Here is a 15576-nt window from a genome sequence, read left to right as displayed (position 1 = left end):
ATAGTATCGACGTAAAGCGAAGTCATAGTAATGTTGGAGATAATGACAATCTCACTCGTATTTTTGCGTTGGGATTGTCTTCATAAGGCTGATAATGGCAATCTCACTCGCATTTCGGTGTTGGGATTGTCTTAAAGGTCGATAATGACAATCTCACTCCCATTTTGGCGTTGGGATTGTCTTCATTACCAAAAAAAAGCGCAGCTCCCATCTACATAGATGGATCTGCGCTCTTTTTTGTTTCGGCTTTACGGTTCTTTTTTATATAGGTGGAGAGGAAACCGGTGATGATCCCCTTTACCCCACCCATACCATTCAACCAAACATCCGCCCACTGTCCGCTTCGTTCAGGGTGCAGGTGCTGCAAATACTCGTCAAGCATCGAAATGGTTAGAAGGATTGATAGACTAAACAAACAGACCCTCAAATACTTCCTCCCTAAAGAACTTGCAAAATAACGGACAAGCAAATAACCAAGGATACTATAAAAAAACAGATGGGCTCCTTTTCGGAAGAGAAACTCCACAAACTGGTAGCCTCCCATATTGTCTACACTCACCGTGTTATCCCTGTACGTAATTTCGACGTCGGAAAATACTTGAGCGATGTGTTCTTCTGCTACAAGCATCCGCAAGTATGGCCTGATATCCTGCTCCGCGTAGGACATAGAAGACAAATAAAACAATATGACGGTCCAGCCAAAGGCCAAGAACAAATAGTATAGGATTCTCTTATTTTTCATAGGAGCCACCACCGGTAATGTGTTAGATCTTTTTTATGAGGCTCTCTTTTCGATGCCTTTTAAGAAAAAGATTCTACTTAATTACGGTGTGTCCCAACTAGGCATCCCTTATACACGTATGATTAAATTCTCTTACTTGTCACACCAGGTTTCGATTCCCTCATGGTAAGATAGGCGGTTTTCCCTTTATGTTTCACAAAAATACGTTGCAATAGCTCTTCTATCACATCAATGCCCACTTGTTCTGGATAATCGACCTTGAGGAATGCTTTTCGATGCCGGTACCACGCATAGGAGGAGATATCAAGCTGGTAACTTGGGAGATTGATGGTGACCGAAATGATCCTTTTATCCGCATAAGAGCGGAAGTGCAGTTCAACGGCCTGGTTGCCGGACGTGGAAATGCAGCGCAGATTCTCTTTGAAAGATAATTCTTCCTTACTGATCTCCAATGCTTCAAAAAAAGAAGCCCTTGATGCAGAATAGTCTTCCGATGGTTCTTTTATATAAATAAAGTACTTTTGCCCATCAGCCGAACTGTCACCTGGCCCAGGATGAAAGCTAACTGTCGTCAACTTGAAATCTGCCACATTCATCACTCCCTCTTGCATAATTCACTCCTCCTAAGTATAGATAAATTTACTTTTTATAGAAAATATAGGTAATTTAATGTTTTGTTGTGTTTTTCTAGGTATTCTTTCCTATACTCAATTATTCTCCTTAATTTGCAAAATTCGACACTTTCCATATAGGAACATTAACGATCATTGTTCTACATAAGAACAGTCACTCCTTCTCTTATCTATTACGTTAAAAGAAATGCGGAAAAGAGGAAGGAGATATGATGAACACGTCCTTTTTAGCCAGAAACATCAAATACCTTCGCAATCAGAAAAACTGGTCCCAGCAAGACCTTGCCGATCGCCTGAACAGGGTACACGCCACCATCAGTAAGTGGGAAACGGAAAAGGAAGTGCCCCCATTAGAAACCCTCATCGAGCTTAGCAAACTATTTAAGGTGTCCATCGATTACCTGGTAGGCAACCATTATGAACAAGACCATTATGTAAAAGAATTCAACCGACTCTATCAGATCAACCAGTCAGACGAAGAACTCATGCAAATTGTCGACTACTTGAAACAGCACCAAAAGTTCAAAGAAATACTACATAAGCATACCAAGCAAAACATAACAGATCGAAAAGTGATGGAAGAAATGATGGGTATCTATGTGAATAAATGAGGGTGGGTCTATGCCCCCCACAAGCTAACCAATATATCCGAAAAAAGCCAACCCCTCAAAGGCTGGCACCATGAAATGGAGATACATAGAGGCAATTCTTCTCTCTAGAGGAACCTGGAGGGCTTATCCTCTGCTTCATGCTGATAAGCAAAAAAAGAAAGGCAGCTTGTTTCCGCAAGTTGCCTTTTACATGAAAGGCCAAAGCAAAAATGGGAGGGGAGCCCTTTGCTTTATTGGTAATAGGTTAAAAATCACTTGATACATAAATATGGACGACTTTAATGGCGCAGAAAATTAAGCTTCGACTTTTTCAGGCTGCCTTCCCATGAAATCCGGATGATCCTGTGTATGGGAGGATACTTGGGACTCCTGTGTTTGATGGGAAACGTTCTGATTACCCTGTGGGACCTGAACCTGGTTCCATTCCCGTGGTGGTTCCACTGTCCCTTTGTCCTTGGGCTTGGGTGTACGGGGCTTTGTCAGGGTTTGGCGGTGGCGGCGGGGGAACTGTTCCATGGGAAGCCGCAGGGACCTCCTGTTTTTCCTCTCGCTTCTTTTCCAGAAATCGCACATTGTCGACCACAATATCTGTCACAAAGACGGTGGTGCCATCCTTCCCTTCAAACCTACTTGTCTGAATCCTTCCGGTAACAGCCACCAAGGCACCTTTCCGACAATAATCAGCTGTTGTCTTCGCAAGATTTCTCCATGCAGTGCAGGAAACAAAATCCGCCTCAATCACCCCTTCGTGATTTTTAAAGGTGCGATTGACAGCCAAACGAAAGCTGGCAACAGGGATTCCATCCTTTGTATACCGCAGATCCGGGTCTTTCACCATTCTGCCTATGAGCACTACTTCATTTATCACTTTCTTCCCTCCTTTTTCTACAATTTTCGTGCTGCTTCGTTATCATAACTGCTCTTGGAAATCTGGTAAAATGAGGATTTTAGAATTTTGATTGGTGTTTTTTGTGTAAAAACATGTTTTTGTCCTAGAGGAAAATACGATTTTGATTCGCCACGTGCATGTCGAATTATGATATTAGAAGAAATGGGATATTTTTTTGAGCTTTCTTTTTGAGAAGGTATCTTTCGTTGCGCTTATGTTATAATAAGACAAAATATTGGTACATGTTATTGGTTTCTCCAGTGCCTTAAACGTGAGTTTGCCACTGCGACTAAGCCAAAAAATGACCCGTTGGAGGAAAATCATGAAAACGTTCAAACTAGTAGCATTATCCCTCGTACATGGTGAAGACGTTGAACAGCTGGATTTACAAGACGGTTTGATTATCAATAGAGAGTACGGCAAAGAAAACTGGCTGATCGAGGCATTGCTTCCAAAGAGCGAGCCGGAAAAATATGAAAAGTTCCGTGATACCGAAGAGATGCTTCACATTCAAGCCACCATCTCAAAACCGACAAATGACCCCGCTTCCTTTGAAGCTGTCGTTCGCCAAGTGGCTGTGATGGAGAACAAAATGAGCATCCTTTTTGAAGGCGAACTCTTCCGCAAAAACACCAACTACCACGAAAAACTGCTCGAGCGCCTCGTCCTCGAAGGCTACGCAGGCGAAGAACTCGTCCAAGCCTTCAAGGCAAAAGTCAAAGAAAAGCCTGTGTTGGAGAAGAGTAAGTAGAAATAGACGTGAATAAGAGGGGGGGGGCAGACCTGCTGCGCGTTAATGTGTTAAAAGGGGTCTGACCCTCTTTGCGTTAATGCGCTAAAAGGGGTCTGACCCTCTGTGCGTTAATGCGCTAAATTCATCGGTTAATTTAAGGGTTATATCCATGATACAGGTAGCCCTCTAGGGCAAATGTCCGAAGATTTCGAGAAGTTGACCGAAGTTTTGGTGAAAGTGTCCGAACCAAATTTTCAAATGTCCGAACCCCACCTTGTTATTGTCTCAATGAGCGAAATCTTTGTCCAAAGTTAGCTTAAAAAGTGGGTTCAAATGTCCAAACCGCATTAAAATATGTCCGAACACATTTTGAACAATGGAAATTAGTGATTTCCCTCTCTATTTAGGGAAAATCTCCGATATTTCTACTAGCAATCCACTCACTCACTCGCATAACCACCAGTCCCCTCTCACCAGCCTAAGCTAACCTAACCTAACGAACTTCCTGTTCCCACCTCCTTCCCAAAAACTCCGCCTCCACCACATAACGTTCAGGCGCACTTCCAATGAATCGAAATGGATAACATGTCGTGATCGTCAACACCTCCCGCGGTTTCGGGACCACCACGGAAGTATCCTCTTTGTCTACCACCCTGGTCCTGGCAACTTTATAGATATACTCCCCACCATCAAATCCTACTACAACCTTATCACCGACTTTAAGCTCCCCAAGCCTACGAAATACGGTGTCCCTGTGACCTGAAAGTACAATATTCCCCCCTTCTCCAGGTAACCGGCTTCCTGGTACATGGCCAACTCCCTTTACCAGCTCATCCTCAGACACACCATGGAATACCGGCATTCCAACTTCCAAAACAGGAAAATAAACTTCGCCGATTTCTTCACCGGCCACTACTTTTGCCTCTACCTCTACAGATTCACCACGTTCCCCCTCCCCCGTAACCCGAGACTCGCCCAAACGCAATTCCTCCAATTCCAACCCCGACGACGAAAACTCCTCAACAATATCCTTCCTCTCATCAACAGCCGAAAACCCCTCCCAATACAAAAGGCCGCTTCCAACTAACAAAGCAGCCCCCACGACAAACAACACTATTCCAACTATCCGAAGCACATGCAATAACATTCCGGAAAAACCACCAGCTCCACCATCCATCAGTTACCTCTGCGTGCCAAGCCCATGCCACTCCATCTCACCAACACACCTGCCGCGACTAACATACATAGCCCAGCCAACATTCCTAAACCATACAGGGTAGCCGTATCAGGCATTCTATTATGATAAAGCTCGTCGCTCATCTTTACCCCAACCTGACCTAGGTGGACAAGCTCAGTTCCCGTGGACTTCACATAGGATGGGGATACAATCTGCTCATCCATCACCGCAGAAGCAAGCAGGCTGCCTTCCCCATTATATAAATCCAGGTGGACATCCTTTCCCTCCAGCCAACCTGGTTGCATCAAGGTTTCCTCTGTCACTTGCACCCGTTCGCCGTCCTCTACATGCAGGTCCGCATCCACCTGGAATACACTCATCATTTCTGTCCAAAGGGAAAACACCTTATCTACAGAATTAGGCTCCTCTTCCAGCATCCCCTCCAGTCGCTCCAACTCTTGTGCCAGCACGTCTTTAGGCAGACTTAGGATATGGTGAAAAATGGACCTTGCTTCCTCCGCTTCAAATCCCATGGAAACAAGAAAATCCTCTGCGCGCGCCACTTCCTCCTCGTGTGTCATGTAAAAGTCCACAGCAAGCTCTAAATCTTCAATGAACGTGTAATCCTGTACTTTTTCACCAAATCGGGATAACAGCACTTCCAACTCTTCTTTCGTCAAATCGTATGTTTCTAGCATAATCAAAAGATTTTCCTCGTTAATCGGGGTCCCTAACTCATCGCGAAGGTGATTGATATCTTTAAAATCCTCTAGACTTACCTCATAAAATTTCAAATAGTTGTCCAAGTCCTTTCTCGTCCAACCAATTTCCTTCAAATACGAATCCACTTCCTCCACTTTCGGTGCCGCAGCAACAGCGACGGGTCCAAGAAATAATGTCAGCCCCACCATCCATGCACAAGCAAACAATAAAATCCGTTGCATACCATCATGCCTCCCTATTCTCGCTACATTTTTTTAGTAGGATGCGCCAAAACGGAAAAATTATACAACACAAGTGTGAAGAGGATAGAGCAACCTAAATGATGATTACCCCAATCTTTTCCAACAAAAAAACACCCAGCCTCTACCGCCGCCAAAATAAACGGTAGAGACCAGATGCCATTGAACTTTTTTAAGAAGCGCCTTCCAGTGCAGCTTCAATATCCTCTTCAAATGTCTGAAGAACAGGCTGTAATACCTCATCCAGCTTACGGAAGGTGGATGATACACTTCCGGGTGATCCTCCAAACTCCTCGGCAAGCGCCTTTTGGGTTTCCATTTGCTCTTTCATAAAATGGGTATCCAAAAAGTAAATCATGGCTGCTGCGTAGTTCTGTTCATTGCGGATCATCGGACTTTCCTTCATGCAATAGATGGACCACAGCATGTTGGCAAATTCCAAGAACCTTTCCGGATATCCGCGTTTTTTCGCCGCCTCAGCAAACAGCTCCAATACGCGTTCCTGCGCCTCATCCTGGACAGGAAGCTCCTGCACATCCTCTTCACTCAACTCAAATTCAACCATGCGCCCTGCAAGGTCTGGGAAGTTTTCTCGAATATAGGTCTCGTTTACAGCAATGTCGCTAAGTGCGTCCTGCATTTTTTCTTCCAGACGGATTGTCTCCAACACGCCACGTTCAAATGTCGACATGAATACAACTTTCGCCTGCTGATATGAAACAAACATCCCGATGACCAGCTCGTTTTTGCTTAAGCTGTCCTCTCTACCAATATATGTGACCTTCACTTTTTCTTTGGTGAAAAAGTCTTCCATGGTGTAAACATCTCCACGAAGATTTGCCACCTTGTAAATGGAAGGATAAGCGTCCTGCCAGCTCTCAGCCCATTCTTTCACCTGGGAACGTGAGAACTTCCCTGCATTAACATCAACAAACTCTTCCACAATCGTGCGGCCGTTATCGTGTTTGACCGTGAACATATACCAGAGATGGAGAAGCTCATTAAAAGCTTCTTCCTTCATCTCATCCATTGAAAATTCATGTAGGTATTTGGTGCTTACACTCTCAAGCTCTCCAGCAAATTTCTCATATGCAAATCGCATGATATCGACTTGCAAACCCATCAGTTCCGACTCCAATACTTTTTCAAGGCCATCCTGCTTCTTTTCACAGCATTTCTTATATTTCTTGCCACTGCCGCATAGGCATGGTTCATTTCTTCCAATCATTCTATCACCTTACACTTTTTGTATTTTCGTAGTTGTTCGTCCTTCTAAATTACAGACAACGAGTTTAATTCTAACATACTTCTCCACTTCATGGAGAAACCAGGGGCTGGGTATATTAGCCAACGGCAATAAAAAAACACCTCTGAGCATTAAATTCAGAAGTGTCATCTTTCAATCTATCAATTTATTTTATAAGCGTTTGCAGCTTTTCTCTCATTTCATCTACAAGCTCCATCATAGAGATATTCTCCCGTTCTGTTCCTTGTTGATACGCATACTGAAGGACTTTTATGATTTCATCTTTATTATCAATAACTTTATAGTCATTCATTTCTCTGAATTTCACCGCCTAATTAATTACAAAATATACTACAATTCTACTACTTTCTCGAAAAAAGACAAGATTATTTTGAAAATTTTTCTAATAGTATAAAATTCACGTCGATATTTGTTTTATATTCTATAGCCTTTTCCCCATAATCATAAACATGTTTTTAAAATTTGCTTTTCCTCCTCCCAATTTTATATAGTAAAAAGAGAAAGTAGGTGTTCTAAATGAAAGTAATCAAAGGAATGTTCATCACTGCTCTTGTAATTGGTGGACTTGGTTTTGCAGGCTATTATATTATTAATAAATACATCGAAGATCAGGCTGTTGAGTATGTGGAAAATGATATTATGAATAACAACGACCTTGCAATGGCAAGGGAATATGTGGACAACTCCCCGGCACTGAAGAATTATATCGCAGAGGGTTCACAGGCAAATTTGGAAGAATTGCCAATTCAAACAAGAGAAGAAGCGACAAGAATGGTCATGAGCAAGCTAAGCTTCCAAGAGATGCAGCAAATCCAATCGAAGGTTTCCAACGGCATGACGGAACAGGAAGCCATGGAGATGATCCAGACATTTGAGGATAAGCTGACAGATGAGGAATTGCTGGCCTTGAAGGCGATTGTATATAGGGAATTGTATGAATAACTAAAGATTTGTGCCTGTAAACTCGTGAAACATGTGTTTACAGGCTTTTTTATTTTCCTTTTCAAGGCTCCTACCCTCGCCAAACAACCATGACAAGCATATGTTATGGAGTGGATAGTATGTCTAAAGGAGGCATTTATACTATGTCATTATATTTTGAATGGAGGAAGAGCTGCGGGTGCCGGGTGCCATGTAATTGCAATATTCAGCCAAAGCAGGTGGAACCGCGTTACTATTTTAACCAGTCGGATGAAATGATGGCTATTCCTGCTGATACGCCGACACAGGCCATTGAACTAGAGGTAACAACATACCAACCAAATGAACCCGTAAAATTGGATGCGATGCTGGAGGCCTTCATCTTGACGGAAAATGATCCGTATTACAGCTTTATCGTGGAGTTTTCATTATTGCGGGGGACGACTCCCCTGACAAGTGAAAGCTTTGCCATGATCAACCAGATAGGAAAAAAAGAAAGCGAAAAAACGATCATCAACACAACGAAAATCACATGGACAGATATAGTCCCTCTACCGGGAACCCACACCTATGCCATTGAAGTTAACCACATTACCTTGCCTGAACAGCATATCGCCAGTGTCGAGGTACAGGATCGATCGTTAACAGCCATTGCTTTTCCACCCCGTAAGACTCCAAACCCAGAATAGTAATTTTTGAACAAACGATTGATCAATTGAATGTGAAGAGTTAGATTTCACATGGGTTTCAGCTGTTGCATTCTGGATTAACTTTTGAGAAAGCTATGTTGGTAACATTTATGACGAGATGTCGAAATCCATAGAAAAATAAGGATTTCCAAAATTTCATTTTGATTAATATAGCTTTTTTTAAACAAACGTTTGATTAACCGTAAACGGAAAATTAGGATTCCCATAGGGTTCAGCCATCGTATTTCGGATTAACTTTTGAAATAGCTATATAAGTAAAATAAAACCCCCATCCATTAGTAGATGGGGATTTTATTTTGGGGAGTTTACTGTTCGGCCCGATAGGCGTATTTCTTTTTGAAGACCCACTCTCGTTGTATAACATAACTGACTAGGAAAAGAAGGCCGTCGACAACTACCTTTATCCCAACCTCGCCAAAGCCTATCAACTCGAAGAAAATGTAGACACCCCCAGCCGAAGCAAGCATTTGTGCCACACTCAAAGAAAAATACTTTATCAGAGCATGAGAACTGTGAGACTGGAACACCACTTTTCGATTAAGGGTATAGTTGAACAACGAGGACAGCACCCTAGAGACAATCGTTGCAAGAAGGATGTAGGATTCTACAAATATTCCGTTCAACATCATGATGAAGAGGGCGAAAAGCAGGATATCCACTCCAAATGATAGCACGGAAGATAAGATGAATTTTAAAAAGACGGTATAGATCCGTACAGAATCCCTAATGGGTTTGAAATGAGATGACTTGTTTTCCTCGAGATAGATTGTACGGATTTTCACTTCTTCGATTTCGATTTGATTTGATTTGCATTCCATTAGCATATTCATCTCAAATTCGTAACGCTGCCCGGTAACACCAAGCAATTTTTTTATAAAATGAGCTGGAATCCCTCGTAGCCCTGTTTGTGTATCAGAAATCTTAACCCCACAGGCAAGCCGGGCAATATTCTTTGTTAAAACATTTCCAAACTTGCTACGAAACGGAATGTCCTCTCCAGAAAAATCACGAACACCTAGGACAAGATTTCTCGGTCGTTCGGTAAGCTTATTTGCCACCCTCTTCATATCCTCCACCGCATGCTGACCGTCCGCATCCAACGTCACCACCCCCACCGAACCCGGACACTCCTCTAGAAAATAAGTGAAAGCTGTCTTCAGCGCCTGCCCCTTTCCCCTATTGACGTCATGCTCTAATAAAATGCATTCTTCCCTCTCTTTTATTTTCGAAAAGATGGACTGACAATCGGCTTTGCTCCCATCGTTCACGACTAAGATCTGCTGAAAGCCTTCCTTGATGATCTCTTCTATAAGTGTCGTCAGCTTTTCATCAGGATTATAGGCCGGGATTAGAACGGTGACATCACTGTTACTTACCATTATGATACCTCCAATAACGATGGATTTTTATACTACGCTCTTTTCCCAAAAAATTGTTTATAGTCAATGTAAAAAGTCAACTATTGAACTTTTTACTGCTTACAAACTTAAAACAAGTAATAAATTCAATAGTGCAAGGAAGAGAGTACGACAGAACGTAAAATTACAAAGTCTACGAAAATAGCCTTTCACTATGTAGAAGCTGTTATCTAATAAATGGTTCACAGAACTTTCGCAGTAAGCATTTGTCATTATTTTCCCTAAATAGACGAATCCCTAACATAAAAGGTTGCCATTTTAGAATATTTTTCTAGGTTGGTTTACCTTTTTCCGGGTACCGGGTATATAACCATTAAGCTATTTTCGTTCATAGACGAGAAGGATAACGATGCAGAATACGGAATATGCCCATATAAAATAAACGCAACCCTTGAGGAGGAAGTAGCATGACTGAGCAACGCATGGAAATTGTAGGATCTTACCTAATGGAAGAAGAAGCAATGAATAAAGTGAATTGGTTAAAAGATGAAGGCTACCACCCTGAGGAAATTTGGATCATCCGCGACCGACGCGGCGTGTTGGAGCAATTGGGAGAAGAACCAATCAGCGGTGTTTCAGGTCGTCCTGGCACAGAGGAAACCGATTACGCTAGCACAAGTGCCACCAGTTCCGTTGTTTCTCCGGGCAGCCTGCTGAAACCTGAATCCAAAAGCGTCGCTGCTACCCTGATGGAGCTTGGAATCGATAAAGAAGAAGCCTACCGCTATGAATTTGATGTGAAGGTCGGGAAAATGCTGATTCTCGCTACCCCGGTAGCAACCAGCGGGTCAGATACAACCGAGAGCCGAGTGAATCGCTATAGTGTGAGCGAGGACCCGGCATTGATGATAGAGGAAGATGATAAGCAAGTGGGGGCTAGGAAGAGCACTTCCGAGAACCACATCCAGAGAGATGGAGGAGAGAATGTGGCCGGCACCTCCAACCATACTTCCGGGAATACACCTGGTAGCTCCATCAACAGACCTATGCCGGATGCCAATATTGATGGCAGTGTTCCACTTGATGAGCAATTGCTAACGGAGGAGCCGGTTGTGGATGAAAAAGTGGAAAAGGATTTCGCTCGGGAGGAAGTAATTTCCCTGCATGACCAGGCAAGTGTCACCAATGAATCTCCTACAATGGATCGAGGAGAAATGCGAGCGGATACCACCTTCCGAAAGTCAAATAATGGAAAGCGATATGCGGAAAACAAAACAGAGGAAGATGTGGACAAGGCACTACTTTATGAGCATGGCCAACCATTCCCAATGGAAAAGCCATATGAAGAAGAGGTATACGATAGAAATGTCATCGCAGACGGGCCATTGCATGTCGAAGAGGTACCAGGGGATGCCACCACAACCGAAAGGGAAAAGCCATTATTCCAATCTGATGAAGGAGTAAGACCAACATCTGCACTAGAGCAAGAAGAAGAAGAAGTGTCGACTGAGGATAACGGTCCCATACTTTTTGAGGATACGTTGAACGAGATAGAACGCGACAAAATGGGAACGGAGCCTGGCCTGGATGAGGAAGGAACGCTTGTGACAGAGAGCCAAGAGGATCTCTACACAACCGAGTATGAAGAAGGCGTATTGGCAGATGAAGACGCCGACATCTATTCAGAGACACCTTCCAATTACGAGAATGAGACTTCTGTTTTTGAAGAGGAAACCCCAGAGCCATTTTCCTCCCGTAAAAAAGAGCGAATGGAAACAAGACGAGCCGGACTCTTTGACTCAGAGGACGATGACCTGTTTCGGAAATAATAGAATAATAGAGAAAGGGCACCAGCCGGGGGCTGGTGCTTTTTTTTTGAAAAAAGTTAAAAAAGGGGTCAGACCCCTAAAGGATTTTCCCCCTCGACGTCGAACCCCCCACTTCCACTACAAGCTTACACTCTTCCCTGTTTCGCTGCTGCGGTAGATGGCATCGATGATCAACGAGGTTTGCATGGCCTCTTCAGGCTTGACCACCAGTTCTTCCAATCCTAGGCAGCTGTTTACGAAATTTAGGGCTTGCGGCAGGCTTGGGTCATCTTCGCCCGGCACCCAATCGGCTTCTGTGTTTAAGAGCATTCCATGCTTCATCTGATTGACGTGGAACGGGAATAGGTCCACTCCCCCACTCAGGCCGGAAATGCTGACACTCTCCTCATCACTCTTCACATTGGCAGACCAGGACGTTTCAAACAGCATCGACGCTCCACCCTCAAACTTGATATATGCCGTCACATGGTCGTCCACTTCAAACGTTTCATGATCAAAGCTTCCCCACTGATTCACCTGACCTGGCATTTTGCTCAACTCATTATAGGTTGTTCCCATCACTTCCACAGGCTTCGGATTTCCTAGCAACCATAAGGAAAGGTCCAACAAGTGGCAACCATAATCGATCAGGCTACCGCCGCCCTGCAACTCCTTATTCGTAAACACACCCCATCCAGGAACCTTGCGACGACGCATCCCTTTTGCCCTTGCCACCATCGGACGACCGATCTCATCCTCCAATACAAGACGCTTAGCGGCAACCGATTCCTTCATAAATCGGTAATGGTATGCAATCGCAAGCTTCTTCCCGGCAGCTTCAGAAGCAGCAATCATCGCTTCACATTCATCAGGACGCATGGCCATCGGTTTTTCACAGAAGACATGCAAACCAGCTTCAAGCGCCGCGATGGAAATTTCTGCGTGAAACTTGTTCGGTGTGCAGATGGTCACTGCATCCACATCCCCAAACATATCGGCATAATGTGCATACACTTTGGCTATACCGAATTTTTCTCCTACTATTTTTGCTGTCGCTTCATTCACATCACTGATTGCGACAATCTCCACTTTGTCACTTATTTTTAAAAACGTCGGGATATGGCGGTTCTGCGCAATGCCACCCACTCCGATAATTCCCATTCTTAACTTTTCCATTTATCTGCACCTCATATCTGTTCTCTGTGTCTGGTTATCACTTTACTAGTGAAGTCCTATATTCATTAGGGGTGACCCCATAAAACTTCTTAAAAACCTTGCTGAAGTATTTTTCATTATGATAGCCAATATGATAGGCAATTTCATAGATTTTAGATCTTGGATTGGCCAAGAGCTCCTTCGCCTTCTCCATCCGGATCCGCGTCACATAATCCGTGATGGTCTCATGATATTCTTGTTTAAATTTACGCGAAATATGCTCCCTGCTTAAGTAGAAGCGGTCGGCGATCTCCTGGAGAGTGATATCCTGCTGATAATTGGCCCGCAAGTATTCCTCTATTTTTTCCATACTAGAAGGGACACCAATCCCAGAAACAGCAGGAATCGTTTCCACACTACCCAAAGACCTTCTTACCAGCGCCTCCTCCTTCCACTTCTTGACCGCCCGCTCTAATGTTTCATTCAATAAGTCAGGGTCAATCGGCTTCAGAATATAATCGAAGCTTTTATACGTAATGGCATTTCGCATAAAAGTGTAATCATCATAGCCACTGACCACTATTGTAATGCTTGTGAGTTCCGATTCGGCAATCCACTTCAACAAGCTGATGCCATCCCGTTTTGGCATCTGCATATCGGTGAAGATGATTTCGGGACGATGCTCTTTGATGAGCCTGATCGCCTCGTCCCCATCTCCGGCCTCATACACCTTATCGATGCCATTTCCTTTCCAATCGGCCAATAGTTGCAGGCCATCCCGCACATGTTTCTCATCATCAATGATGATTGCCTTCATCCCGATCACCCCCAACTTCGAGCGGAAGCTTCAGTGTTACCATGAACCCACCGTCCTGATGATTTTCCAAACGAAGCGCCGCTAAATTATCATAATATAATTGCATACGAGTATAGATATTTCGGAGTCCTATATGTGTTTCTTCTCCATCCCTACCAGGATTCCCTTCCGAAAAGCCCCTGTAAATTTCGGCCAGTCTGCCCTCACTCACCCCTGCACCGTTGTCACGGATGGTCAGATGCAGATACTCACCCTTAACTTTTCCGGTAATATCGATCTTCCCGACGCCCTCCCGGATATCAAATCCATGTTTAAAATAGTTCTCGATGACTGGCTGGAGGATCATTTTCGGCACCTCTACATTCAGTGCTTCTTCTTCCACATCAAAATCATATTCAAAATGCTCCCCAAATCGCTCCTTTTGCAGCAAAAGAAAAGCTTTCAAGTAGTTGATCTCCTTTTTCAAAGGGACCATGTCCTCCTCCATGTTCATGCCGTAACGCATAATCTTGGACAGATGCGTCAGGAGCGTATAGATCTGAGGTACATTGTTTTTCAATGCCAGTGTGCCGATCGATTGTAGGGCATTATAGAGAAAATGCGGATTCAACTGGGATTGCAACACCTTCAATTGATTGGTCTTGTTTTCAATCTCAAGCTTATACTCTCTATTAATGAGCATATTAATGCGCTCGATCATCTGCTTAAAACGATATCCTAGAATACCGATTTCATCATTCCCCAATGATTCAAACTGAACCTTCATATTCCCTTCTTTCACCTGTTGGATATTTTGCAAAAGCACCCGGATCGGGGAAGTTATTTTAAACGAAACGATCAAGGAGGCCAGGATGACTAGGCATAACCCGATGACGCCAAACAAGATATTAATCTTCGTCACAACAAAGGCATTATCATAAAGGGTTGAATACGGAACACGCTTGACCAAAATCCAGCCACCAACGGCTAGCTCTGTCCGGTCAAACATCATCACGCCTTGGAACTCACCATTCTCCCACTCCATCGTCCCTTTTTCAGCATCGGATTGCATGATGGCGGGGATCCATTCTTGTTCCTCCTGCTCGGAAGCCACCACGGGATTCGAACTGTAGATTAGATCACCTGTTGGGGAAAGGATGAAAAATTCCTCCGTTTCCTTTGTAAAAAGATTTTCACTTAACTCTAATATCTTTTCCGTTCCTACTTCCAGTGTAAGAAAAGCGAGCACCCTATCGGAAGGTACATTCCTGAGCACCCGGTGCACATAAATGGTATTCCGTCCCTGTTGAAGCTGATCTGTTTCGATATGGTAGTTAAACGGACTGATTTGTGCAAGCTTATAGGCAGCGTCATACGCATCCGAAACCCTATCAGAAAAAACAACCGTCGATCGTTTGGATGCAGTGATCCCCCTATTATCATCTGCAAAAGAAATCTGAACCCTCGTGATATTATCCTCCGCATAGAGGATAGTCTGCAGCACGTTCCGGACCATCCCTATCGTTATATAGTTATCATCCTTCTCAGGAGCCCTCATGTAATTGATGAAATCAGGATTATTATAGAGGGATAACGTCAGTCCGTTCAGCTCTGACAGATAGTTTTGGAGATTTATTTTCCCCTGATAGAGCAAATTGCTATTTTCTTGGACGACAAGATCTTTGAATGCCTCTTTTGTTTGGTAGTAGGTGATGATGATCGACGTTCCGAATGGCAGGATGGTGATGATCAATAGTAGTGCGATTAGCTTATTACGAATACTTTTCCTGAACATCCCAACCACCTCCGAAGCGC

General features: G+C 43.7%; 16 protein-coding genes. 5 read left to right on the top strand and 11 right to left on the bottom strand.

Annotated elements, in window-relative coordinates; translation table 11 throughout:
* Positions 1–211: 211 nt before the first annotated feature.
* Both EKQ44_RS07750 and EKQ44_RS07745 read right to left on the bottom strand, forming a co-directional pair.
* Positions 212–742, bottom strand: a complete 531-nt coding sequence (locus EKQ44_RS07750) for a VanZ family protein (protein WP_237662981.1) — start codon at positions 740–742, stop codon at positions 212–214.
* 122 nt (positions 743–864) lie between these two features.
* Complete coding sequence (locus EKQ44_RS07745; protein ID WP_237662980.1) at positions 865–1353, bottom strand: hypothetical protein; 489 nt, start codon at positions 1351–1353, stop codon at positions 865–867.
* Between the two features lie 230 nt (positions 1354–1583).
* Between EKQ44_RS07745 and EKQ44_RS07740 the strand changes: the two genes are divergently transcribed.
* Entirely contained in the window at positions 1584–1985 is a 402-nt protein-coding gene (locus EKQ44_RS07740; protein WP_237662979.1) for a helix-turn-helix domain-containing protein, read from the top strand.
* Between the two features lie 394 nt (positions 1986–2379).
* Here the strand turns inward: EKQ44_RS07740 and EKQ44_RS07735 are convergent, their stop codons facing one another.
* A complete protein-coding gene (locus tag EKQ44_RS07735) occupies positions 2380–2853 on the bottom strand; it encodes a single-stranded DNA-binding protein (protein ID WP_237662978.1) in 474 nt (157 codons plus the stop codon).
* Between the two features lie 343 nt (positions 2854–3196).
* Between EKQ44_RS07735 and EKQ44_RS07730 the strand changes: the two genes are divergently transcribed.
* Positions 3197–3625, top strand: a complete 429-nt coding sequence (locus EKQ44_RS07730; protein ID WP_237662977.1) for a YwpF-like family protein — start codon at positions 3197–3199, stop codon at positions 3623–3625.
* A 475-nt stretch (positions 3626–4100) separates the two neighbouring features.
* Here the strand turns inward: EKQ44_RS07730 and EKQ44_RS07725 are convergent, their stop codons facing one another.
* The 4 genes from EKQ44_RS07725 to EKQ44_RS07710 form a co-directional block, all read right to left on the bottom strand.
* Complete coding sequence (locus tag EKQ44_RS07725) at positions 4101–4784, bottom strand: class D sortase (RefSeq protein WP_237662976.1); 684 nt, start codon at positions 4782–4784, stop codon at positions 4101–4103.
* Complete coding sequence (locus tag EKQ44_RS07720; RefSeq protein WP_237662975.1) at positions 4784–5728, bottom strand: processed acidic surface protein; 945 nt, start codon at positions 5726–5728, stop codon at positions 4784–4786. The genes EKQ44_RS07725 and EKQ44_RS07720 overlap by 1 nt, the downstream gene beginning before the upstream one ends.
* Before the next feature lie 190 nt (positions 5729–5918).
* Positions 5919–6974: an SEC-C metal-binding domain-containing protein gene (locus EKQ44_RS07715; protein ID WP_237662974.1), complete on the bottom strand. Its 1056-nt coding sequence runs from the start codon at positions 6972–6974 to the stop codon at positions 5919–5921.
* Positions 6975–7158: 184 nt separating this feature from the next.
* Positions 7159–7305, bottom strand: a complete 147-nt coding sequence (locus tag EKQ44_RS07710; protein WP_237662973.1) for a hypothetical protein — start codon at positions 7303–7305, stop codon at positions 7159–7161.
* A gap of 224 nt (positions 7306–7529) precedes the next feature.
* On the opposite strand from EKQ44_RS07710, the gene EKQ44_RS07705 reads away from it, so the two are divergent.
* Both EKQ44_RS07705 and EKQ44_RS07700 read left to right on the top strand, forming a co-directional pair.
* Complete coding sequence (locus EKQ44_RS07705) at positions 7530–7955, top strand: hypothetical protein (RefSeq protein WP_237662972.1); 426 nt, start codon at positions 7530–7532, stop codon at positions 7953–7955.
* Between the two features lie 143 nt (positions 7956–8098).
* Positions 8099–8623 carry a hypothetical protein gene (locus EKQ44_RS07700; protein ID WP_237662971.1) on the top strand — a complete coding sequence of 175 codons (525 nt, stop codon included), beginning with the start codon at positions 8099–8101 and terminating at the stop codon, positions 8621–8623.
* Positions 8624–8949: 326 nt separating this feature from the next.
* On the opposite strand, the gene EKQ44_RS07695 is transcribed toward EKQ44_RS07700, so the two are convergent.
* Positions 8950–10023, bottom strand: coding sequence for a bifunctional glycosyltransferase family 2/GtrA family protein (locus EKQ44_RS07695; RefSeq protein ID WP_237662970.1), 1074 nt, complete (start codon positions 10021–10023; stop codon positions 8950–8952).
* A gap of 446 nt (positions 10024–10469) precedes the next feature.
* On the opposite strand from EKQ44_RS07695, the gene EKQ44_RS07690 reads away from it, so the two are divergent.
* The gene (locus EKQ44_RS07690) at positions 10470–11831 is read left to right on the top strand and encodes a general stress protein (RefSeq protein ID WP_237662969.1); all 1362 of its coding nucleotides are present in this window, start codon (positions 10470–10472) and stop codon (positions 11829–11831) included.
* A gap of 117 nt (positions 11832–11948) precedes the next feature.
* Here the strand turns inward: EKQ44_RS07690 and EKQ44_RS07685 are convergent, their stop codons facing one another.
* The 3 genes from EKQ44_RS07685 to EKQ44_RS07675 are packed head-to-tail and all read right to left on the bottom strand — an operon-like array spanning position 11949 to position 15556.
* Complete coding sequence (locus EKQ44_RS07685; RefSeq protein ID WP_237662968.1) at positions 11949–12986, bottom strand: Gfo/Idh/MocA family protein; 1038 nt, start codon at positions 12984–12986, stop codon at positions 11949–11951.
* A 37-nt stretch (positions 12987–13023) separates the two neighbouring features.
* Entirely contained in the window at positions 13024–13782 is a 759-nt protein-coding gene (locus tag EKQ44_RS07680; protein WP_237662967.1) for a response regulator transcription factor, read from the bottom strand.
* Positions 13763–15556 (bottom strand): sensor histidine kinase, encoded by a 1794-nt coding sequence (locus EKQ44_RS07675; protein ID WP_237662966.1) that lies wholly within the window; start codon positions 15554–15556, stop codon positions 13763–13765. The genes EKQ44_RS07680 and EKQ44_RS07675 overlap by 20 nt, the downstream gene beginning before the upstream one ends.
* Between the last annotated feature and the right edge of the window lie 20 nt (positions 15557–15576).

Origin of the sequence: Sutcliffiella horikoshii, from assembly GCF_021991925.1 — a bacterium.
Classification (GTDB): domain Bacteria; phylum Bacillota; class Bacilli; order Bacillales; family Bacillaceae_I; genus Sutcliffiella_A; species Sutcliffiella_A horikoshii_F.
The sequence above is the reverse complement of the archived record's forward strand: the minus strand, read 5'-3'. Positions and strand labels throughout refer to the sequence as shown.